This is a genomic window from Pseudomonas sp. JC1203 (assembly GCF_056175065.1).
In genome coordinates this window covers 73997-96489 of sequence record NZ_JBWCAM010000022.1, presented here as the reverse complement: position 1 = coordinate 96489, position 22493 = coordinate 73997, and the positions used below count along the sequence as shown (strand labels likewise).

The following is a 22493-nucleotide window of genomic DNA, read 5'->3' as shown; positions in this document are numbered from 1 at the left end:
ACAACGCCTGATGAGCGAGCTTTTCCACAACGCCATGCCCAACGCCACCCGCGTTGCGCCCCCCATTCCCCAGCCGCGCAGCTACCCTGCGGCGAAGCCTGCGCGGGTGTACCTGTTCGGCACCTGCGTGGTCGACCTGTTCTACCCCGAGGCCGGCATGGATGCGATCCGCCTGCTGGAACGCGAAGGCATCCGCGTCGACTTCCCACAGGGCCAGACCTGCTGCGGCCAGCCGGCCTACACCAGCGGCTACACCGACCAGGCCCGGGAAGTGGCGCGCACGCAGCTCAAGCTGTTCGCCAACGACCAGCCCGTGGTAGTGCCCTCGGGCTCCTGCGCCGGCATGCTGCGCCAGCATTACGCCGATCTGTTCAAGGGCGAACCGGCCATGCTCGAACAGGTGCAGTCCCTGGCCGAACGCACCTATGAGCTGGCCGAATTCCTGCTGCACGTGTGCAAGGTGCAGCTAAAGGACAGCGGCCAACCGGTGAAAGTGGCGCTGCACACCTCATGCTCGGCCCGCCGCGAAATGAACACCCACCTGCACGGCCGCGCCCTGCTGGCCCAGCTTGGCAACGTGGAACGCGTGGAGCACAGCCACGAAAGTGAATGCTGCGGCTTCGGTGGGACGTTCAGCGTGCGCATGCCAGACATTTCCGGCGCCATGGTGGCCGACAAGACCCGCAACCTGAAGGAATCCGGCGCCCACCAGGTGCTCAGCGCCGACTGCGGCTGCCTGATGAACATCAACGGCGCCCTGGAAAAACAACGCGAGGCCCTGCGCGGCCAACACCTGGCCACGTTCCTGTGGCAGCGCAGCGGGAGTGGCCAATGACCAGCCAGGCACGCATTCCCGCCGTCGAAATTGAAGACGACTTCCGCACCCGCGCCCACCAGGCGCTGGGCGACACGCAGCTGCGCAACAACTTCCGCACCGCCATGGATTCGCTGATGACCAAGCGCGCCGTGGCCTTCGCCGACCCCGACGAGCGCGAGCAACTGCGCGCCCTGGGCAATGCCATCCGCGCCCGCGCCCTGTCGAAGCTGCCCGACCTGCTGGAAACCCTGGAAACCAACCTCACCCGCAACGGCGTCAAGGTGCACTGGGCCGAGACCGTGGGCGAAGCCAACGCCGTCGTCCAGGGCATCATCGACGCCCACGGCGCGCGCCAGGTGATCAAGGGCAAGTCCATGGTCAGCGAAGAGATGGAAATGAACCACGCGCTGGAGGCCCGCGGCATCGAATGCCTGGAGTCCGACATGGGCGAGTACATTGTCCAGCTGGATCACGAGAAGCCGTCCCACATCATCATGCCGGCCATCCACAAGAACGCCGGCCAGGTCGCGTCGCTGTTCCACGACAAACTCGGCGTGGAATACACCAGGGACGTCGACCAGCTGATCCAGATCGGCCGCCGCGTGCTGCGGCAGAAATTCTTCGAGGCCGACATCGGCGTGTCCGGCGTCAACTTTGCCGTGGCCGAGACCGGCACCCTGCTGCTGGTGGAAAACGAAGGCAACGGCCGCATGACCACCAGCGTGCCCCCTGTGCACATCGCCGTCACCGGCATCGAGAAGGTGGTGGAAAACCTGCGCGACACCGTGCCCCTGCTGTCGCTGCTGACCCGCTCGGCGCTGGGCATTCCCATCACCACCTACGTCAACATGATCAGCGGCCCGCGCAAGGCCGACGAGCTCGACGGCCCCCAGGAAGTGCACCTGGTGCTGCTGGACAACGGCCGCAGCCAGGCCTTCGCCGACAGCGAGCTGCGCCAGACCCTCAACTGCATCCGCTGCGGCGCCTGCATGAACCACTGCCCGGTGTACACCCGCGTCGGCGGCCACACCTACGGCGAGGTGTACCCCGGCCCCATCGGCAAAATCATCACCCCGCACCTGGTGGGCCTGGCCAAGGTGCCGGACCACCCCAGCGCCTCGTCGCTGTGCGGCGCCTGCGGTGAAGTGTGCCCGGTTAAAATCCCCATCCCGGCCATCCTGCGGCGCCTGCGCGAGGAAAACGTCAAGCCCCCGGGCAGCCCACATCAAGTGATGCGCGGCCAGGGCAGCAAGTATTCGCGCAAGGAGCGCTTCATCTGGAACGCCTGGGCCACGCTCAACCGCTCGCCGCTGCTGTACCGCGCGTTCAGCTTCTGCGCCACGCGCCTGCGCAGCCTGGCGCCGAACAACGTCGGCCCGTGGACGCAAAACCACAGCGCACCGAAACCCGCCGCGCGCTCACTGCACGACCTGGCCCGCGAACACCTGGGAGACAACCAATGAGCGCGAAACAGAACATTCTCGGGAAACTGCGGAAAAGCCTGACCGGCACCACGCCCATTGTGGATAACTTCGACGAAGCGCTGGTCACCCGCCCGTGGACTTATCCACAAGGCGAACGCCTGGCCCAGCTGCGCAAGCTGATGGAAGCCGTGCACACCGAAATCCACCTGACCAGCGACGCTGCCTGGCCGGCGCTGCTGGCGCAGTTGCTGCGCGACCGCCAGCTGCCCAACCTGCTGATCGCCCCCGGCACGCCCCACGGCCGGCGCGTCAGCGAACATTGGCAAAGCGAAACCGGCCTGCCCGCCCTGAAAGCCTACGACCGCCCCGTGGAAGAATGGAAAGCCGAGCTGTTCAACGACACCAGCGCCGGCCTCACCAGCACCCTGGGCGCCATCGCCGCCACCGGCAGCCTTATCCTGTGGCCGACCCGCGAGGAACCGCGGCTGATGAGCCTGGTGCCGCCGGTGCATTTCGCCCTGTTGAAGGCCAGCGAAATCCACGACAACTTCTACAGCGTGCAACGCCAGTTCAACTGGGCCGGCGGCATGCCCACCAACGCGCTGCTAATCTCCGGGCCATCGAAGACCGCCGACATCGAACAGGTGCTGGCCTATGGCGCCCACGGGCCCAAGGACCTGGTGGTACTGATTCTGGAGGACCAATGAGCCTGCCCGCTGCCTTCCTGCGTGACGCCTGCCAACTGATTCCGGCCGCACGCCGGTTCGACGACCCCACCTCCACCCTGGCCTTCGGCACCGACGCCAGTTTTTACCGGCTGATTCCCAAGCTGGTGATTCGCGTGGAATCCGAAGACGAAGTGGTGGCCCTGCTCAAGCTGGCCCACCAGCACCAGGTGCCCGTTACCTTCCGTGCCGCGGGCACCAGCCTGTCCGGGCAGGCCATCAGCGACTCGGTGCTGCTGGTGCTGGGCGACAACTGGAACGGCCGCGAAATTCGCGGCCAGGGAAGGCAGATCCGCCTGCAGCCCGGCGTCATCGGCGCCCAGGCCAACGCCTGGCTGGCACCGTTCGGGCGCAAGATCGGCCCCGACCCGGCGTCCATCAACGCCTGCAAAATCGGCGGCATCGTCGCCAACAACGCCAGCGGCATGTGCTGCGGCACCGCGCAAAACACCTACCACACCCTGGCCGGCATCCGCCTGGTGCTGGCCGACGGCACCCGCCTGGACAGCGAAGACCCGGCCAGCGTCGCCGCCTTCCGCCACAGCCACGGCACCCTACTGGAGCGCCTGGCGGAACTGGGCCGCGAGACCCGCGCCAACGCCGAACTGGCCGCACGAATCCGACACAAATACCGTCTGAAAAACACCACCGGCCTGTCACTCAACGCCCTGGTGGACTACGACGACCCGCTGGACATCCTCAGCCACTTGCTGGTGGGCTCCGAAGGCACCCTGGGCTTCATCAGCGCCGTCACCTACGACACCGTCATCGACCACCCTTTCAAGGCCTCGGCGCTTATCGTCTTCCCCAGCGTGGAAACCTGCTGCAACGCCGTCACCGTGCTCAAGACCCAACCGGTGGCCGCCGTGGAACTGCTGGACCGCCGCAGCCTGCGCTCGGTGCAGAACATGAAAGGCATGCCCGCGTTCGTCCGCGAATTGTCCGACGGCGCCTGCGCCCTGCTGATCGAAAGCCGCGCCGCCAGCCAGGCCCTGCTGCACGAACAACTCGCGCTGATCATGGCCGCCCTGGCGCCCTTCCCGGTAGAACGCCAGGTCGACTTCAGCGAAGACCCGGTGGAAAACGCCCGGCTGTGGGCCATCCGCAAAGACACCTTCCCGGCAGTGGGCGCCGTGCGCCAGACCGGCACCACGGTGATCATCGAAGACGTGACCTTCCCCGTCGAACAGTTGGCCATCGGCGTCAACCGCCTCATCGCCCTGTTCGACAAACACCGCTACGACGAAGCCATCCTGTTCGGCCACGCCCTGGAGGGCAACCTGCACTTCGTCTTCACCCAGGGCTTCAACAACCCCGCGGAAGTGGCGCGCTACCAGGCGTTCATGGACGACGTGGCGCAGTTGGTGGCGGTGGAATTCGGCGGCTCGCTGAAAGCCGAGCACGGCACCGGCCGCAACATGGCGCCCTTTGTCGAACTGGAATGGGGCCACGACGCCTACCAGCTGATGTGGCAGCTCAAGCGCCTGCTCGACCCCACCGGCATCCTCAACCCTGACGTGGTGCTCAGCGAAGACCCAGACATCCACCTGAAAAATCTGAAGCCAATGCCCGCGGCGGACGGCATCGTCGACAAGTGCATCGAGTGCGGCTTCTGCGAGCCGGTGTGCCCATCCAAAGGCCTGACCCTCAGCCCACGGCAGCGCATCGTGATGTGGCGCGACATCCAGGCAAAAAAACGCGCAGGCCTAGACACCAGCGCCCTGGAACAGGACTTCCAATATCAGGGCATCGACACCTGCGCCGCCACCGGCCTGTGCGCCCAGCGCTGCCCGGTGGGCATCAACACCGGCGAACTGGTGAAAAAACTGCGCGCCCGCAACGCCACAAACCTCAAGGCGGCCACCTGGCTGGGCGAACACTTCAGCACCGCCCTGCAAGGCGCGCGCTTCACCCTGCACGTGGCCAACGGTGCACGCATGCTGCTGGGCGCGCCGCGCCTGGCCAGCCTGTCCGCCAGCCTCACCCGCGCCTCCAAAGGCCGCGTGCCGCGGTGGACCGCCGCCATGCCGCAACCGGAAAATGCCATCCGCATCACCCCGCCGGTCACCGACGCCCGCCCCCGCGTGGTGTACCTGGCCGCCTGCGTGTCCCGCGTCATGGGCCCGGCCGCCAGCGACCGCGAACAAATGTCCCTGCTCGACAAAACCCGCGGCCTGCTGGAAAAAGCCGGCTACCAGGTCATATTCCCCGCCAACCAGGACAGCCTCTGCTGCGGCCAGCCCTTCGCCTCCAAAGGCTACGCCGAGCAAGCCGAACACAAACGCCAGGAACTCATCGCCGCCCTGCTCACCGCCAGCCGCGGCGGCCTCGACCCCATCTACTGCGACACCAGCCCCTGCACCCTGCGCCTGGTGCAAGACCTTGCCGACACCCGCCTGGACCTCTACGACCCGGTGCGCTTCATCCGCACCCACCTGCTGGACAAACTGGTGTTCACCCCGCAAGACACACACATCGCCGTGCACGTCACCTGCAGCACCCAGCACCTGGGCGAAAGCCAGGCCCTCATCGACCTGGCGCGGCGCTGCAGCACAAAGGTCGTCATCCCCGAAGGCATCCACTGCTGCGGCTTCGCTGGCGACAAAGGCTTCACCACCCCCGAACTCAACGACCACGCCCTGCGCACGCTAAAGGATGCCGTCCAATACTGCGAAGAAGGCATTTCCACCAGCCGCACCTGCGAAATAGGCCTCAGCAGCCACAGCGGCATCGACTACCACGGCCTCGTCTACCTGGTAGACCGCGTCACCCGCCCGCGGGCAACCTGAGGCCTGCAAGAAGCCGACCCCGTAGCCGCTGCCGCCAGGCTGCGCTGGCCCTATGTTTCACTGAAAATCTTCAGGCTTCATACCGCCCAGCGCAGCCTACGGCAGCGGCTACAGAAGTATTCTGTTGCAATTGAAATGGCTTTTTCACACTATCCCCGCGCAAATATTTCGAACCCCTTGCAACCCCCAAAGTCCATCTATCAAGGCCTGCTAAAAAGGCTCAATCGCGCTCGGTGCCTGAGCCTTTCCCGGTCGGCGCTGCCGAGTCTTCCACGTCGAGGAGACTTACCATGAAACGTCTTACCCTGACCGGCCTGTGCATGGCCGCCGCCCTGATGACCTCCCACGCCTTCGCCGCCGACGACCTGTGCGCCGCCAACCTGCAGAAAATCGACGACGCCGACAAAACCGCCGGCAGCGCCTCCGCGCAAATCATGGATTCCAGCAAGGAAGACATCCAGAAAGCCCAGGCAGCCCAGGCCGCCGGCGACAAGAAAACCTGCATCGCCCTGTCCACCCGCGTGCTGGGTGACATCGACAAGGCCACCAACACCGACGGCAAATCGCAGTAAAACCGCCCAGACGTGACAGACGGTCGACTCCCGCCACGTTTTGCCGTACACTGATCGTCCTGCCCGCTAGCGCGGACAGGCAAGAGCAGAAAGCGGGGCCGATTAGGATTCGACGCCGGTAACGAAACTCTAGGTGCATGCCGAGTGGGTAACAGAACTCGTAAATCCACTGTTGCAAACTTTATAATTGCCAATGATGACAATTACGGGGAATTCGCTCTCGCCGCGTAAGCGGTGTTAGCTTTCCCTTCTGGTAGCTTCGGCTCCAGCAATCGTTAGAGGATGTCTGTAAACTCGAAGCGATTGTCATATAGAACAGAATCGTCGCCTAGTACGTTGTGGACGAAGCGCCTAAAACTTACACAACTCGCCTGAAGCACCCTGCCCGTCGGGCGGCCGAGGGTTAACTTAATAGACACGGCTAAGCATGTAGAACCGACAGCAGAGTACTGGCGGACGGGGGTTCAAATCCCCCCGGCTCCACCAAACAAAGCGTCACGAAAAAGGCACCTCTAGCAGGTGCCTTTTTTTGTTTCCGGGTGGTTGTTTTTGCGCCCTTCATCCCCGCCAGAGATCACTGCCCATGCTCCAAGAACGACTGGAATTGCTGAAGCTTCCCAAGCCTGCACGCGGCGCGATTGATGACCTGGTGCGGGCGTTGAATGCGGCTAGTACGCGGGAGGATCTAGAGCGTGAAGCGGCGCTGCAGATCGACGTGATTGCCGAGCTGGCGAGTGGCCGGAAGGTGCGGCCTGCGGATGTTGAAACGCTGTACATCATCTTCGATGATGCCGTACAAGAGCGGTTGCAAGCGCTGCAGTAATAGACCTGCTCGGCACCATTTCCGTAGGAGCCGAGCTTGCTCGCGATAGCGCCCGCCTGACCACCACGCATCTTCGCTACCACCCCTGTGGGAGCGGGCTCTGCCCGCGAAAAACCCACCGCGAACCGTAGCCGCTGCCGCAGGCTGCGCTGGCCGGGAGCCCCACCCAAAATCCCCAGCACACCCCACCTTGCGACAAACCCCATCCCCCGTTACCCTTCCCTCCGTCGCTGCCAAATCAGCGACCTGGGCGTAGGAACCCGGAACAAAACTAGGCGCGCACGTGCCAACCGTATCGACTGCAAGCGCTCACGCGCACCTGCAGCACGCTATGGCAGCTGTGCGTGGGCACGCTCGCGCGTGGCCGGTTGCCTAGAGTTCCGGTATTCCTACCCCACGTACAGCTGCCACCCAAAGCCCGTAGGAAGGCCAGTGGCAGCTCCATAACTCTGGGAGCTAGACCATGAATCATGACGTTCAGGAATTGACTGTCGAGCAGCTGCTTTTCGATATCGATGGGATATTGCGGGCTGCGAAGGCTACGGCTTATGAGAATGCTGATGAGCTGGTGGGAGATCGGAGGGATTTTGGGTTTGCGGTGGTGCATTTGATTGAAGTGGCGCGGGGGAAGGTGGATTTGGCTTTGCGGGTGCAGGGTCCAGGATCGCTTGGTCAGCCACGGCAGGCGCTCGATGGCCAGCATCATCCTGAATGAACATGGGTGGGAGCCGGAACTCATCGAAGTGGCGTTGGCGCACGTCGACAAGGATGGGGTGCGCAGCGCCTACAACCGTGCCGACTACATTGAGCGCCGACGCCCGATGATGGCTTGGTGGAGGGAGTACATCCAGAAAGCCGCCACCGGAAGTCTGCTCGCCTCTGCATACGGCCAAGTCAGAGACAAGAACATGGTGCCGATACGCTAGCTCTGTACGGCGCAAGAACGGCAGCAGCAACAACTGAGCATTCAAGATTCAGGGAAAGCAGCCTCGCTTATCCGCTTCTCAGCACGGGGCCATCCAAACAGGGCTGCAAAGCCGCCCTGTTTGGATGGACCTTACTTTGAAGAGCTAAAAGCAAACACGTTGTCCGGAATTTGCCACGGAACTCCACCCGTGGACAATCGTGCTTCAAGTCCAAAGTGGCCCTGAATTTCGAACCTTGACCGGGTTTATCCACACGCGTAGAACTGGCCGTGCAAGCGCTGTCGATGACAGCACCCCAGGTGACCCGAACCTTAAAGGTCACGCCGCTCCCGCGGTGGTTCTCCCCAAGGGCGATTCGCATCCGGCAGCTCGCCCGGTCACCTCCCCGGTGATGAATGCTCTTACACATATGGCCCTCGTGCGCCTGACATACCGTACCTCGCTGCCCTGCAGCAACCTATCCGCTTGGCCGAATATTGCGCCAACCTGTGCCCGTCTCTTTCTTCTGGAAAGAGACGGGCACTTCTACCACTGCTACAGCCCTGATCGCACATAGCTTTGCGGCATTCCCCCTTGTGACAATCGGCGTGACAAACGCCGATGTCACCAGCAACAGCGCTGTAGATGATGGTGCCGCAGACCCGGGAATGGACTGCACCTGACTGACAGTCAGGCATGCCCCGGTCATCGCATTGCTGCGTTCACCCGGTTCAGGATCTCGCGGCACTGGTCTCGTCAGCCCGTGCAGCCTCCACCCGCCCATCGGCAACGGTGCTCAGGAGGTCAGATCATGAGATGCCCTTGCTCCCGGTCGTAAGGAGCCGCCAGTCCCGCGTAGTGGACATTCCCCACAGGTCGCAGGGGCCTTGATCCCTGATAACACTCAACATCCTTGGCGGGATGACGTGGGGCGAGGATCGAAGAGCGGACGATGAGGTGACCGACATGGCATTGGTGGGTAAACGCCATGGCCGTAACTTCGGCTATGGCAGGCAATTGAGCTATGCAGGACCACAGGCGTTGAAAGACATGTTCGGCGGTGGCCACTACGGCACGGTCAAAGCGCACTGTGATCGGTGGCAGGCATTCGTCAAATGGTGCCGCTCCGAACAGGGCCCCGGTATCAATGATGCGCGACAGATTGATCGGAAGGTGTTGGCGGACTATGCGGCGTATCTGCGCGAAGTGGTTGGGCGCGGTGATCTCGCCGTCAGCACCGCATAAAACCGGCTATCCAGCGTTAACAGGACAATGGCGGTGCTTCGCGGTGATCAGTGCGTGAAATTGCTCAGTCCGAGCAAGGCATTGGGGATGCAGCGCAACCGAGTTCGGCAATCGGTACCGCAGGGGCAAGATCGCGAGCAGGTGAAGCAGATCATTGATGCGCTGTGTCGTAGTGGCCAGTTTCGGGTGGCAGCTATTGTTCTGTTGGCGCGGGCTACGGGCATGAGATTGCGTGAGGCGATTTTGGCTGATCTGCCAAGGTTATGCCGTGAGGCGAGCAAGCTCGGCAGGATCAGTATTCAGGACGGCACCAAGGGCGGCCGGGCTGGGGCGTCGGCGCAACGTTGAATTGGAGTGGATGATCATGCCCTAGATGCACTGGCGTTCGCAACGAAAGCATCGCCAGCAGGTAGTTGCAACATGATTGCGCCGAAACGAAACTATAAGAGTGTCCTGCAAAAAATTGCGCGACCCGCTCGGAAGATCTTGCACGCTCACCGCATCAAAGGGGCCATGAGCTGCGTGCGGCGTACGCGTGTGAACGCTACGAGTACGTCACTCGAAATATGGCACCAATTAACGGTGGAGCTCTTTACCGGCATGATCGTTATTCAGACGCTAAAGCCCGAATACAAATCGCCCATGAGCTGGGACATGGTCGAATTGATATTATCTCTGCGTATATCGGGGGCTCGGGATGAGTAAATCATTCAATATGGAGCTCTTCATAGCTGGCGTGTTGAGTGGATCGTATGCAACGCAGCAACGCCATGTACGTCAGGCTAAGTTTATTCAGTTCGCCATCGAAAAGCGGTGGGGGCGGGATACCCCCTGGAAATGGCAGAGGAAGCATTTATACTGGTTTCTACGCCATCGCCTCAATCACCACAGTCATGCAACTCGCTATTACTACCGCCTGACGGTTCAGCCCATAACCGTGAGGTTGGGCAAAGGCTAGGTTTTCGAGGACTGAACCGCGTCTTTTTCCGTTGACACGTCGACCATTGACACTGGCTGCGATCGTTTTACACGGAAAACGGTGATCTAACACTATGGGCTGCGCTTTACGTTTTTTGGACGACCTAGCTCTCACGCGAGAATGTGGGCTAGCAGCTAGGCATCTTGCACAAGCAATCGCGGTTTAGGCATTGAAAACCCTCACCTGATGATGGCACACTGACAGAGCACTACGGACTCGCCATCAGCTGTACCGATTCGGCTAAAGAGCGATGTATTTCCATAATTTCTGAAAGCTAGCGGCTGTGAGATTTGGATTAGGACATGACAATTGGGAAATTTTTAAAAAAATACATCTCCAACACCCGAAGATACGCTCCAAGATCGCTTCTATTAGCTGCCGCTCTCTTATTACTGACCATCTTTGTGCTTGTTCGTCCAGCCAATGCTTCAAACCCTGAAGCCTCAAGAATATACGTAGTTGAAAAAAATCCAAACGCGACAACATCTAGTAATTCAGAAACAGAAATGGTAGTACGCACTGCAGTCGCAGAAAATGCACTAATAACGACAAAAGAAATCAGCAAATTGGCAGTAAAAATCAGCAGCCAGCAAGAAGAAATAAAAGCGCTTCGTAAACAGATAGAAAATTTCGAAAAGCCTGGCGATATCAACACTATAACTATAGTACTCACATGCGTATCTGTATTGATAACCATACTTGGAGTAGTATTCGCGATACTATCTATTTTTGGATATACAAACATACGCGAAGAAGCTGCCAGAAGCGCAAAAACAGCTGCAAAAGACACTGTCGAGAAAATAACAAAAGAAGAGCTACCTGCTGAAACAGAAAAAAACATCATAGCGCTGATGGAAAACAAGCGATTTGATAAAATAATTCAAAATGCCGTTGAAAATGTGATGTACAGGGGCATTTCCATTGCAGATGAAGCCTCAGAAAATGGAGACACCAATTGAAATATTCTTTTGAATGGAACTCTCTGAACGATTTTCAACGTCAGATTATTCTCCAGCACCAAGCCTCCTTCCCTGTGGCAGTAGGTGCAATTGCGAAAGACTTCGAAATAACTGTAATGAAGTCAACAATGCCCGGCTCAATTTCGGGTGAAATAAGAGAGGCAGAAGGTAAAGTAACAATAAAAGTCAATAGGCATGATGTGAGGGAGCGCCAGCGTTTCACAATCGCCCATGAAATTTCTCATTTTTTATTGCATCGTGACCGATTGGCTAACGGAATTACCGACGACGTCCTTTATCGTTCGGGATTAACAGATGATCTGGAAAGACAAGCTAATCGATTAGCTGCAGACATAATAATGCCGTATAACCTCATACAAGTTGCACTAGCAAATTTAAACTCTTTAAAAGCCGAAGAGAAACTCAAAAACATATCAGAGCTTGCGCAAGTTTCCTTGGCAGCGGTTAGAATCAGACTTGGAAAGTAACTGTCATGCATAAAAACTTCGACAATTGGAAATACATCCCTTTACTGGCCATTAGCATTGCAGAAATAACTGCGATGGAACAGCTTCCAGATAAAGACAGAGATATGATACTTCCGCTATTTCCGCTTAAAGGATGGGCAAGTGCCCACAAACTTTCGAGCTCTATCAAAAAAATCAGGGAGGCTACTGGCTCCAGGCCTTGGATTGCTGACATCGACACAAAATTTCTTTCTTCCAATAAAACCTTCTTATTTACTGGCTCTTTTCCTGAGCGCCCAGTTTTTCACGAGCTACAGAAGCTTCTCGATCCTCACGACGCTTTTAATAATTGGTATGAGTTCATTAAAGACCATGAAGAAACTATTCCCTGTCTCCGACTCGAAAACCTGGAAGACCTAGAGGAACTACACGAGCAGGCAATCAAGTTATGTGCATTAGCCCGCGGACTGGTTATCAGACTAAATCCAACACCCGAAAACTACGAAAGGCAAGAGCTAATACTTAAAGCACTGGGCGCAGAAGTTCTAGAAAAAACTCTTATGATATACGACCTAGGACAAATAGATGCAAAATTCAGCGAAAGAATCAATACTTTAGCTTCGTTCATAACTTCAGCTCGGGTTCATGCCAGCAGCCTAGAAATAGCTGTAAGCGCATCATCTTTCCCCTATGGTTTTGCCGGGCAAAAACAAGGAGAAAACTCAATATATGAACGAATGCTTTACAACCAAATATCCGAGCGCGCCGACTTAAAGCCAATTATATATTCGGACAGAGGAAGCGCTAGGGCCGACAAACAAGATGGTGGTGCAGGAACCCCACCTCCAAGAATTGATTACCCGTTAAAAAAGGACTGGAAATTTGTTCGGCGAGAGGTAGATGATGACGCACCGAATGCCCAAGAGAGACGTCGCGCAGCTTATATAGAGATAGCCAAGGAAATAACCACCAATACATATTGGATTCCTGAGCTCAGGCTATGGGGAACTCAGCAGATTGAAATAACTGCGGAAGGAAGCGAATTTGGAATAAGCAGCCCAATGCGTTCAACTGCTGTCAGGATAAACATCCACCTATTCAACCAACTTCACTACGACACGGAAACTTCAGAGATTGATACTGACGAAGAATGGACAGACTGAGAGCCCAGGTCCCCAACTAGACAATTACTTTGTAAGGACTTAACAGGTCTACGTCTAACGGGGACACTCTTCCTTCCAAGAAGGCCTTCTTCATAAATCGCTCAGACGCCATCAAAAACCTATTATGTAGCCCGTCTGCTAAAACAGACTTAATATCCGACTTCGATAGGCGTGAAATACGCCCCCTAACAGCAACCTTCAGGTCGTAGATCCCTAACTCAGCTGGTACGACACCAACCTTCTTAGCTAACATCGAAAGCTCACGTCGCGTCATGAGATCAAGATAGTTTTCTTTACAGGCTCCTTTTATTATCTTTTCCTTTCGCACCACCTTCAAACTATCCTTCGAAACCTCCCACACCCCTACGCGTTTATCGACCAACAGCTCCTCCACTTTCCTTACAAACTTCGGAGCGACCGCAACGACAACCTTGTCAAAATATTTACAGTACTCATCAACCTGCCCAATCAAACGAGCCAAAGTATCCTTTTCGCTTTTTATTTCTACTGCAATCATTTTACCTTCGCATACATACCCAAGATCTAGTCGTCTAACCTTTTTCGCCAGACTCATCTCACTAAAAACCAGCCCTTCCCTAGTTAAACTTCCGCTAGAAATCAAATGACTAAGCACCAGCGATTTTATTTCCTTCTCCCGCACCAACACCTCCCCAAAAATAGTAAAATCTCTGCAGCAAACAATTTTAAAACTGCAAAAAATATTCTATATCACACCTAAAAAAATCTCAAGCATTTAAATCTCCCCAAAACCCACAACCAACTGAATGAGCAATTTTCAAACCCGCATTATGAAATACCATATGACACTATAGAAAAGTGCACACACAGGATAGAAAGATCAAACTTTACGATAGGCAATTTTACGAAATCATCCATCTATCCAAGGGCACGTATACATCCCCCCCAACAAGCTAGAAAACAAAGCCCATACGCTAAAAATCAAACTGATCGTACGACATCATAATCACCAGTTGAAGAGTATGTCCCTTGTCTGCGATAACGCACCCGCGTGCATGACCCAGAATATAAGCTGATAAAAAGCGAGTGCAGACCGGAAATAAGATCGGCAAATGGTATTTTGTAAAACGAAGCCCGCTCAGCCCTGAAAAGTCTTACAATCCAAGGTATGAATTCCTACGGGCCGTCTGCCCTTCACTGATAACCAAGAGATAACCCCGTGAGTGACCCAGATTGCCCTGCCGCGCCGCTGGTCGACACAACGCAGCTAGCCGCCACCCTTCAGCGTTTCACAGATGATCGCGACTGGCAGCAGTTCCACTCCCCCAAAAATCTCATCCTGGCCCTCACTGGCGAGGTAGGCGAGCTGTGCGAGATTTTCCAATGGATGAGCGATGCCGACGCAATTTCCGCCGCAACAGATCCCGAGATCGGCCAAGCCGTCAAGGACGAACTGGCGGACGTACTGATGTACCTCGCTCGCCTGAGCAGCGTACTCGGCATTGACCTCAACGAGGCCGTGACACAGAAACTCGCCTCGAATGGCCAGAAGTACCCCGTGGATAAAGCCAGAAGCAGCAGCAAAAAGTACGACCGACTTTGACCAACACGCACCTAAGGACAACCCGTGATCGTTTACGCTGCGACCAAACAGCAATTTCTTAAAGACAACGATAACGATGACATTGAGGATGTCATCCACAGGCATTACAAGGAAGCTACCGGCAAGAACGTTGGCTCCTCGGAAATAAGGTCATGGCAAGGGTCCCTGACGTACATGGCCAAGGTCCTTAGAGATGAGGACCTCCCGAGCGATGCAGGCCTGGCCATTGAATTGCACATTCCGCAGTCGTCGAAGCGAATCGACTTTCTACTCACCGGTCGCGACGAAAACCAGGCAAAAAAGGCCGTACTGATCGAGCTGAAGCAATGGAGCAAGGCCAACGCCACAACCAAGGATGCCATCGTCAAAACGGCGTTGGGTGGCGGCCTCATTGAGACCATTCACCCGTCCTATCAGGTTTGGTCATATGCAGCGCTGTTGGAAGGCTTCAACGAGGCGGTGTATGACAAAAGCATCGAAATCCGTCCGTGTGCCTACCTTCACAACTATGTCAGTGACGGCATCATAGATTCGGCTCACTACGAGCCCCACATCAGCAAGGCTCCGCTGTTTCTGAAAGGCCCGGAAGAGCTCAGTAAACTCAGAAGCTTTCTGAAAAGACATATAAGTCATGGCGACAACAAAGAGGTTCTTTACGAGCTTTCCGAAGGAAAAATTCGCCCGTCCAAGGCGCTAGCCGAAGCCCTCGGTGGGTTGATGAAAGGCAAACCCGAGTTCGTATTGATTGACGATCAGAAAGCAATTTTTGAGTCGGCGCTGGCTGCGGCAAGCGAGGCCTCGGACCAAGCCCCCAAGGTGATGATCATTGAAGGTGGACCGGGCACCGGGAAGACCGTTCTGGCTATCAATCTGCTGGTGAGGCTCACTGAATTGAAGCTGATGAGCAAATACGTCTCCAAGAACGCAGCCCCGCGCAAGGTCTACGAGAGCAAACTGGTTGGCACCATCAAGCGTAGCCATTTCTCGAATTTCTTCTCAGGCTCTGGGGCATTCATCGACACTGAGCCCAACACATTCGATGCGCTTATCGTAGACGAAGCTCACCGGCTAAATGAGAAAAGCGGGCTTTATGGAAACCTTGGGGAAAATCAGATCAAGGAGCTGATTGACTCAGCGAAATGCTCCATTTTTTTTATTGATGAGGACCAGCGTGTAACCTTGAGCGATATCGGCAGTAAACAGGCGATTCGCGCCTTTGCGAAAGCTAAGGGTGCTGTGGTTGAAGAACACGCGCTGTCTTCGCAGTTTCGCTGCAGTGGTTCTGACGGTTACCTGGCATGGCTGGATGACACGCTAGGCATTCGCTCGACGGCAAATCCGACGCTTGAGACTCAAGAGTACGAGTTTAAAGTGTTCGACTCACCTAAGGCGATGCATGAAGCAATCAACGAGAAAAACCACGGAAATAAAGCTCGTGTGGTCGCGGGCTATTGCTGGCCTTGGTTGAGCAAGAAAGACCCCGCCGCTGCTGATATCGTGATTGGTGACTACAAACGCCAATGGAATCTGGATCAGGATGGCAGCCTATGGATCATCGCTGAAAACTCCATTGAGCAGGTTGGCTGCATTCATACCTGCCAAGGTTTGGAGGTCGACTACATCGGGGTGATTATCGGACCAGATCTGGTCGTACGTGACGGTAAGGTCGTGACATCCCCAGATGAGCGCGACAAGCACGATAAATCGATTCGCGGCTGGAAAAAGATGATGAAAGAGCAACCTACCCTCGCGAAAAATGAAACAGACCTGATCATCAAGAATACATACCGAACCCTGATGACACGCGGGATGAAAGGTTGCTATCTGTACTGCACCGACAAAGAGACTGCGGAATACTTCGAGAGTCGGCTTAGCCAACACCGCAATCATTGACGCAATCGTTTGCTAGAAGCCCCTATTCATGCGAGTGGAGACATCGTACGCGCAGGGGCGACAATCGTAAGCGTCCACCCAACTCACCTTACGTAAGTCAGGTCGGCACCCACTGATGCGGCAGCAATTGCCCGATCTCGCTGGCCCGCTGTGTCGGTAGTGCTTTCTTGCTGGCCTGGGAGAGATAGCTAAACTCTGACAGGTCGAGGGTTTGCACCTCAACGATACTGAACTCGCTGGAGGCGGTTGCGTGCTGCCGAGGGCTGATGATTTCGAAACGCTCGAGTTACCGCCCTCCATCGTGCAATCGTGCAGTGTCCAAATAGGGGGGATGAGCGACCGCCCGGAGGACGGCCGGGGCAGGAGACCACATGGCCAGCCTAGCCCAAACGACGGCGTCGTTACCGACGCACCTCAATTTTGTAGAAATAATCTTCGATGCTCAGGCGCCGGCGATCCGAGGTGACTGCATCGTTGATCGCGTTTTTAAGTCGAACGTAGTGTCGGCAGTTCTGAGCACGACTGAGATCGGCAATAGGCTTTAAGGCTCGCAGGAACTCGTTATAACTGCTCACTGGCCGACTCATTACCTGATCGATGTTAGGCAGTTCTTTGGCATCTGCCTGTCGGCTTTCAGGCCACGCAGACTCAAGGCTCAAGTCGCCCTCTCGCAGCTCCAGCGTGAAGAGCATTTGCACCTTCCCAGTCTTTTCGTCCGCCCAGCACGGGGGGAAGTCCATACCACCATTAGCCTCCAACCGGTGTTTGAGGTAGAGCAGCTGGCCTTTAAGGTCTGCGTTTTCTTTCTTCACGGCGATAGGGTTGCCCGGATCAGCTTGCATCGCCGTGAAGTGCTGGTACTCCTCCGCCAGTTTCTGCATCTTCTCGAGGCTGCTCTTGCCTTCAAGGCTGGCGAGGGCCGGGGATTTATCCAGTAATTGCTCCAGGGCATCGAGCTTGCCAAGTGATGCCTCGACTTGCTCTTTGAGAAACTTGACGTCATTGGCTTTGTCGACGTCCTGAGGATCCTTCAGCGACTTCTGCACCGCCTCTTTTAACGATGTTGCTAAGGCCATAGCATCTTCAACCCGTTTCTTCACGAGCTGACCGCCGTCGCCGCCCGCCGCCTCCACCATTTTCTGTAGCTCACCAAGGGCGGTAATCTTCTGTTCCTGCTCGTCCAGTAGCTGCTTCAATCGCACAACGTCCTGCTTTGCCTGACCCGCTTCGAGTAACTGGCTGATCACCTCGTCAGGATTGCGCGAGCTGTGGGCTTTGATCTCATCGATGAGCTGAGTCTTGGCCTTGTCCAGCTGCGCCATCTTGGTATCGATCCCATCGATGGCGTGGAGCTGCTCTTGCAGCTTCTGGTTCTCCTGAGTCTGTTGAAACACCATGAGGCCGAGCAGAAGCATCAGCATAAAGATAAGGGTCAGGGCGATCTCCGTCAGCGATAGCTGGAAGATTTGGTCATTGTTCGATACCATTTCAGGCTGCTCCAGGACTCAGTGTCAGCTGCTGCTTGATTCCGGTTGAATCTGCCGATCATCAGTTCCGCCTGCTGGCGGGCTGAATGGCACCACGTTCTCGCCCCCCAGCGGCGTTTTCTCAAGGTGATCACTGATGACGTCCAGCCTACGCTGTACATTATCCAGTTGCTCAAGTCGGGCCAGACCACTATTGGACTCAAGGTGAGAAGAGCTGAGCTCCACCAGCCGGCCAAGACTCTGAAGAACCTGCTGCCCCATAGCCTTGACCTGTTGGTGCTCCTGATTCGCTAACTCGGCGTGCTGGCTCGATTGACTGACCACCGTCAGCAGTTGCGGGACGCTGTGTTGGAGAGTTGCCACCAGTTCCTGGCTGGCCTTTTTGATCTCTTCAGTACTACTGCCTTGCTGCTCGGCTACCTGGTGGATCTTGGCAACCGATGCCACGGTCTGGCCCATCGCCTCAGCGAGCACTTGAATGGAACTGGTGAGTTGCGTGGTGGCCCCCAGTTGCGAGTCCAATTGGGCATTTAGCGACTCTTGTTGCGCATCCACGACGGCGATCAGGGACTGGGATTGCTGGCCCATCTCCTGAAGCACAGCTTCTTGCTGGGTTTGCAGCAACTTGGTCAGTACCTCCAAGCTGGCACCGACCTGGTGCACGTCGTCCAGCACGCTGCCCATGCTTTCCAGCTTTTCGTTGATGCGCTTGATGGAGTTGTTGACCAAGCGCGCAGAGCCTTGCACATCGAGAGTCACAGACTTGAGGCTGTCGGTTGCAGTTTCGGTGACTACGCCCAGCTGCGTCACGGCGCCCTCCAGTCGATTGGAGAACAGGTCATCCGGGAACTGTACCTCATCCAGACGGGTTACCAACCCATCAACAAAAGTCACTACCGACTGATCGATTCGTTCAGTCGCACCTTTGGCGACTGCTTCATATTCCGTGATGATCTGAGTCATGCCCAGCGCAGTAGTGCGGACGTCTTGCATCAACCCCAGCATCATTTCCTTGTTGTGCTGAGTTATGGTTGCAAAAAATTCCGTGGTCTTGGCCTGATGCGCCTCCGACATCGCGAGGATCTGCTCCTTAACCGCTGTCACCGTCTCGTCAGTGGCGCGCATGACATCTGCGCGGAAGTCGACCAGCCGCTCAAGAGACTTCTGAAACTCATCAGCCAACTTCCGCGAGGCATCGATCACCTGATCCTCAACATTGCTTAGAGCATCGTCAGTACTCGGCCGGAAGCTCACTAGGGTCACGCGTACCGCTAAGCCCAGCACGGTACTCACCATGGCTGCGCCGAAGCGCACGGCAATGGTGGTCAGGTCGGTACCGATATTAGGCAGGTCGAAGAGCGAGAAGATGATTGAGGAGATAGTGAAGATGAAGCCCAGGTAGTAACACGAGTCCGCGAACTTCTCTGCCGAAATGTCGCTATCACGCAGCCGATAACCAATGAGCATGTACGCTGCCATGAAGCACAAGGGCAGCAGAAGGCCGAAGATCCAGGGCTCATGCAGATACCAGCCAACAAATGAGCTACCGACTTTTAAGGCGCAAGTGAGGACGAACAGTCTCTTCAGGGAGATTTTTATTGGCATAACTCAGCCCTCCATTGGCGTCACAGCAATGAGTCGGGCGCCCGCTTTCTCGAAATAGCGTTCCCAGAAGGTCAGCTGCTTCCGTGTCTGCAATTTGGGGTAATTCATTAGGTAATTCAGCTTGACCTGAACGCCTTCTAGACGGGTCTGTGTTTTCTGCCCATAAGCACTGGTAGCGAAGCCATCGAAGTCAGCTTGCCCTTTGAACATGCTGAAGTCGGCGGTATTGGCCAGCATGTCTGAATAGACAATGAGGATCTTAGGGCCTTTGATGTTTTCCGCTTGAAAACTATTGATCGCGACCAGCTGAAGCATCTCAAAAATTGGTGATTTGTCGGCTGGCTTTTCCTGCATCAGGGCGTTTTCCAGCTGAGTCACCGGCTCACGAAACTCACGCTCGAAGCGCTCTTGAATGCGCGCGGGGTTGGAATCAAGTTCTGATTTTCCCTCAGCGGTACCCGGGTTGCACTTCTCAAATAGCGGTTTGGCGGTCTGAGTAAAGTCCTCACCGAGGGCATACACCGACAGTAGATAACCTTCAGGCACGACTTTGTCTGCAAGGGCTTTCAAGCCTTGAGCGAAGGCTTGGCGCTGGATGAAGTTGTAAGGGTCGGTATTGTCGACCAGCACAACAAAGTGGCCTAACGGGCCGGACGCGGGGCACAACGTGAGTTTATCTGTGGCTGTGGGCCTATGGAGGAAATACCAGCCTATTGCGCCCGCCATCGACAGGAGGGCAATCACCAATAGTGCAATCGTACGGAGTTCCTGACGGCGCTTTTTTTCCGCCATGCTCGTCTTGCGCATTCTGGGGTTCCTGTGTCAGATCTGTTGGCGGATGGGTTCAAGTTGACTGAATTTGACGTCGTAGGACGATTGAATTCGGCGACGTATGTCTTCGATTTGGTTCAGGAGGTCAGCTAGCAGTCCTTCCTGCTCCTGCAGAGCTCGCTCATCCGCAGTTGTGTTGAAGTCAGGCAAGGTCAATTGCCGTACCGGTACGGGCTGGCGGAAGTAAGCGGGAACCGGGACACCCGTGACCTTTCGAGATATCTCGTTTTCGGTTCGGAAGATTTTTACCAGTGCACTCATCATGTGCTCGGCCTTGTCCAGCGCTCGTTGGAGGCGCTCGGGCGCGATGCGCTTCTTATCGACTTCTGCACGAAAGGCGACAACGTCAACTTTGGCTTGCTCAAGGCCCTGCTCCAGCTTGTCGACATACTCTTCTTTCAGGTGCTCCAACTCGTCCCGAATCTGAGCAATTTCATGGTCGTAGAAGGCTTTGGCTTCATCGGCGACTCTCTGGACGCTGGCATACCCTGGGTAGGGATCTGATAGCTTGTAGCCTTCACAGAGTCCGGCAAGCGCGAATACCACGCTCACGACACACAGAATTATTGAGAAGACGTCATGGAATCCGAGCGGGTTGCTTTGCAGAGCTTGGAGCGCGGCAGCGGCAATGACACTAATACCCACATCGCCAGCCTGCCCAAGCGCATCGCGGAAATGCGCGATTATCAGGCCGAGCCCTCCCATGATTACCCCCGCCACGATCACGCCCAGGTACCCGGCAAGACGGCGGATGGGGCTGATGTGATTGATGTTCGGCACGAGGAAACGACCGAGCGCAAAGGCAATGCCGACGTTTGTCGCCGCCAAGGCTCCGGCAAAAAAGAATCCCTGGAACAATCCGCCATCTAAACCGGCAGCAAAAAAACCGGCGTTTAGAATGCCTTCGACTGCCACGGTGAATATCGCGAGCAGGATGCAGATAGCTTTACGAGTGCCGGAAATCACCTGCGCATGGCGGGTGAGCTGATTCTCCTCGCGAAATTCGAGTAGCTCTTGTTCACGTTGGTGCGCCGAGCTCCGCAGATTGCGCAACTCGATTTCACGATCGGAAACTCGGCGATTCGCCTCGCGCTCAAATTCATCGGCCAAATTGGCGGTGCGATTTACCGTCTTGGTGATGTCATAGGTCACCAGGCGCTCTTGAATGCGTTGAACATGGGTCGTTGCCCAGTTCTGGTAGCTGAGGCGAAAACCTTCCAGTTTCTGGCAGATCGACTCTTCAATGCCGGAGAGGTGAATTTCGTCGAGAGCAGGTGCGCCAGCGGCACCGAGACGCTGTGCTTGAGCTTCAATATCCAACTCTTTGAGTAGCTCATCCTTGTCGAGGACATGCAGGTCTGGATGCTCGGGATCACTCTGCCGGCGCGGAGCCCTCAACCAACCAAACAGCATCTTAAATAGCTTCATCGATACTTCCTTGAGAGCATTGCGTCAACGGCAGAGGCTTTCACAGGGAACGCCATCACGATCCCGATCCAGGCTGGAAACTCCGCATTGCTGCAGGTAGAAATTGGCTTCTTGGCAGTTGCTCATCTGTCCGCAGTAGCGTTTGGCGCCACAGACATAGTCGGCAGACGTGGCGTCCCGAGTTTTGCGCTCGGCTACCAGAGAGTTGAGAGAACGCCCTGTACTCCTCCATTCCCAAGGGGGAATAATGTCGGACTCGGGAAGCGCCCAAAGGCCTAGGCGTGCTGCTCGGGCAGTTCCTTGCAGAGCAGGCAAGGTGGTATCGCGGTTGTAGCGATCAAAGACCCAGCCGGCGCCACGGCTAATCATTTCGCGATTGACGCTAACCCCATCGACAGAGGCTTCGCCGATGTGCCGGCCGTACTTGTCTTCGCCACTTAGGGTGAGCTGGATGACTCGACCAAAGATCAACTTGGCGAGTTGATCCTTCGCCTGACGACCATAGGGCTGGCCACTTTCGGGAGTGTCGATGTTGGCCATCCTCACCCTTACCTGTTGGTTGGATTCCGTTAGGCAGGTGAAGGTGTCGCCGTCACTGATGGCCACCACGCGGCACTCTACATCCTCGGCCAACGCCTTGAAGGTCACGGTGACTAGCAGCACAACTGTCCATGGGCTGAACCGCATTCTTCCCTGAAGCTCCGCGCAAAGGATCGCGAGGATCCCAAAAGATAGGTAATGCCAAAAGGCTATCGTTTGCGCGGAATCTTAACGGGAATTTTCAGAAAAAGCTCATTGA

The 22493-nt window shown here is 56.2% G+C and carries 18 protein-coding genes, 1 other RNA gene and 2 pseudogenes; 15 read left to right on the top strand and 6 right to left on the bottom strand.

Annotated features, from left to right (window positions below; all coding sequences use genetic code 11):
* Positions 1-10: 10 nt before the first annotated feature.
* The 13 genes and pseudogenes from AC0SZ7_RS26785 to AC0SZ7_RS26725 all read left to right on the top strand — a co-directional run bounded on the left by AC0SZ7_RS26785 (position 11) and on the right by AC0SZ7_RS26725 (position 12868).
* Positions 11-835, top strand: a complete 825-nt coding sequence (locus AC0SZ7_RS26785; RefSeq protein WP_475507203.1) for a (Fe-S)-binding protein — start codon at positions 11-13, stop codon at positions 833-835.
* Entirely contained in the window at positions 832-2280 is a 1449-nt protein-coding gene (locus tag AC0SZ7_RS26780) for a LutB/LldF family L-lactate oxidation iron-sulfur protein (RefSeq protein ID WP_475507202.1), read from the top strand. The genes AC0SZ7_RS26785 and AC0SZ7_RS26780 overlap by 4 nt, the downstream gene beginning before the upstream one ends.
* Positions 2277-2948 (top strand): LutC/YkgG family protein, encoded by a 672-nt coding sequence (locus tag AC0SZ7_RS26775; RefSeq protein ID WP_475507201.1) that lies wholly within the window; start codon positions 2277-2279, stop codon positions 2946-2948. The genes AC0SZ7_RS26780 and AC0SZ7_RS26775 overlap by 4 nt, the downstream gene beginning before the upstream one ends.
* Entirely contained in the window at positions 2945-5755 is a 2811-nt protein-coding gene (locus AC0SZ7_RS26770; RefSeq protein WP_475507200.1) for an FAD-binding and (Fe-S)-binding domain-containing protein, read from the top strand. The genes AC0SZ7_RS26775 and AC0SZ7_RS26770 overlap by 4 nt, the downstream gene beginning before the upstream one ends.
* A gap of 290 nt (positions 5756-6045) precedes the next feature.
* Positions 6046-6327: a hypothetical protein gene (locus AC0SZ7_RS26765; RefSeq protein ID WP_475507199.1), complete on the top strand. Its 282-nt coding sequence runs from the start codon at positions 6046-6048 to the stop codon at positions 6325-6327.
* Between the two features lie 94 nt (positions 6328-6421).
* Positions 6422-6813: a transfer-messenger RNA gene (gene ssrA / locus AC0SZ7_RS26760) on the top strand.
* Positions 6814-6910: 97 nt separating this feature from the next.
* On the top strand, positions 6911-7150 hold the full coding sequence (locus AC0SZ7_RS26755) for a hypothetical protein (RefSeq protein WP_475507198.1): 240 nt from the start codon (positions 6911-6913) through the stop codon (positions 7148-7150).
* A gap of 463 nt (positions 7151-7613) precedes the next feature.
* Positions 7614-7865, top strand: coding sequence for a DUF6124 family protein (locus tag AC0SZ7_RS26750; protein WP_475507197.1), 252 nt, complete (start codon positions 7614-7616; stop codon positions 7863-7865).
* Positions 7810-8076: pseudogene (locus AC0SZ7_RS26745) on the top strand (integrase); the annotation flags it as partial. The gene AC0SZ7_RS26750 and the pseudogene AC0SZ7_RS26745, both read left to right, overlap by 56 nt.
* 945 nt (positions 8077-9021) lie before the next feature.
* A pseudogene (locus tag AC0SZ7_RS26740) lies at positions 9022-10001 on the top strand (integrase domain-containing protein).
* A 580-nt stretch (positions 10002-10581) separates the two neighbouring features.
* On the top strand, positions 10582-11238 hold the full coding sequence (locus tag AC0SZ7_RS26735) for a hypothetical protein (RefSeq protein WP_475507196.1): 657 nt from the start codon (positions 10582-10584) through the stop codon (positions 11236-11238).
* On the top strand, positions 11235-11726 hold the full coding sequence (locus AC0SZ7_RS26730; protein ID WP_475507195.1) for an ImmA/IrrE family metallo-endopeptidase: 492 nt from the start codon (positions 11235-11237) through the stop codon (positions 11724-11726). The genes AC0SZ7_RS26735 and AC0SZ7_RS26730 overlap by 4 nt, the downstream gene beginning before the upstream one ends.
* Before the next feature lie 5 nt (positions 11727-11731).
* Complete coding sequence (locus tag AC0SZ7_RS26725) at positions 11732-12868, top strand: beta family protein (protein WP_475507194.1); 1137 nt, start codon at positions 11732-11734, stop codon at positions 12866-12868.
* Positions 12869-12884: 16 nt separating this feature from the next.
* On the opposite strand, the gene AC0SZ7_RS26720 is transcribed toward AC0SZ7_RS26725, so the two are convergent.
* Entirely contained in the window at positions 12885-13529 is a 645-nt protein-coding gene (locus AC0SZ7_RS26720; protein WP_475507193.1) for a sce7726 family protein, read from the bottom strand.
* 537 nt (positions 13530-14066) lie between these two features.
* On the opposite strand from AC0SZ7_RS26720, the gene AC0SZ7_RS26715 reads away from it, so the two are divergent.
* Complete coding sequence (locus tag AC0SZ7_RS26715) at positions 14067-14450, top strand: nucleotide pyrophosphohydrolase (RefSeq protein WP_475507192.1); 384 nt, start codon at positions 14067-14069, stop codon at positions 14448-14450.
* A gap of 24 nt (positions 14451-14474) precedes the next feature.
* Positions 14475-16343, top strand: a complete 1869-nt coding sequence (locus AC0SZ7_RS26710; protein ID WP_475507191.1) for a DNA/RNA helicase domain-containing protein — start codon at positions 14475-14477, stop codon at positions 16341-16343.
* A gap of 401 nt (positions 16344-16744) precedes the next feature.
* On the opposite strand, the gene AC0SZ7_RS26705 is transcribed toward AC0SZ7_RS26710, so the two are convergent.
* Genes AC0SZ7_RS26705 through AC0SZ7_RS26685 form a run of 5 tightly spaced genes read right to left on the bottom strand, consistent with a single transcriptional unit; the run spans position 16745 to position 22357 of the window.
* On the bottom strand, positions 16745-17830 hold the full coding sequence (locus AC0SZ7_RS26705; RefSeq protein WP_475507190.1) for a hypothetical protein: 1086 nt from the start codon (positions 17828-17830) through the stop codon (positions 16745-16747).
* A 24-nt stretch (positions 17831-17854) separates the two neighbouring features.
* Positions 17855-19435, bottom strand: a complete 1581-nt coding sequence (locus tag AC0SZ7_RS26700; protein WP_475507189.1) for a methyl-accepting chemotaxis protein — start codon at positions 19433-19435, stop codon at positions 17855-17857.
* 3 nt (positions 19436-19438) lie between these two features.
* Complete coding sequence (locus AC0SZ7_RS26695; RefSeq protein ID WP_475507188.1) at positions 19439-20242, bottom strand: hypothetical protein; 804 nt, start codon at positions 20240-20242, stop codon at positions 19439-19441.
* Positions 20243-20257: 15 nt separating this feature from the next.
* The gene (locus AC0SZ7_RS26690; protein WP_475507187.1) at positions 20258-21694 is read right to left on the bottom strand and encodes a hypothetical protein; all 1437 of its coding nucleotides are present in this window, start codon (positions 21692-21694) and stop codon (positions 20258-20260) included.
* Positions 21695-21718: 24 nt separating this feature from the next.
* The gene (locus AC0SZ7_RS26685) at positions 21719-22357 is read right to left on the bottom strand and encodes a thermonuclease family protein (RefSeq protein ID WP_475507186.1); all 639 of its coding nucleotides are present in this window, start codon (positions 22355-22357) and stop codon (positions 21719-21721) included.
* Positions 22358-22493 lie beyond the last annotated feature (136 nt).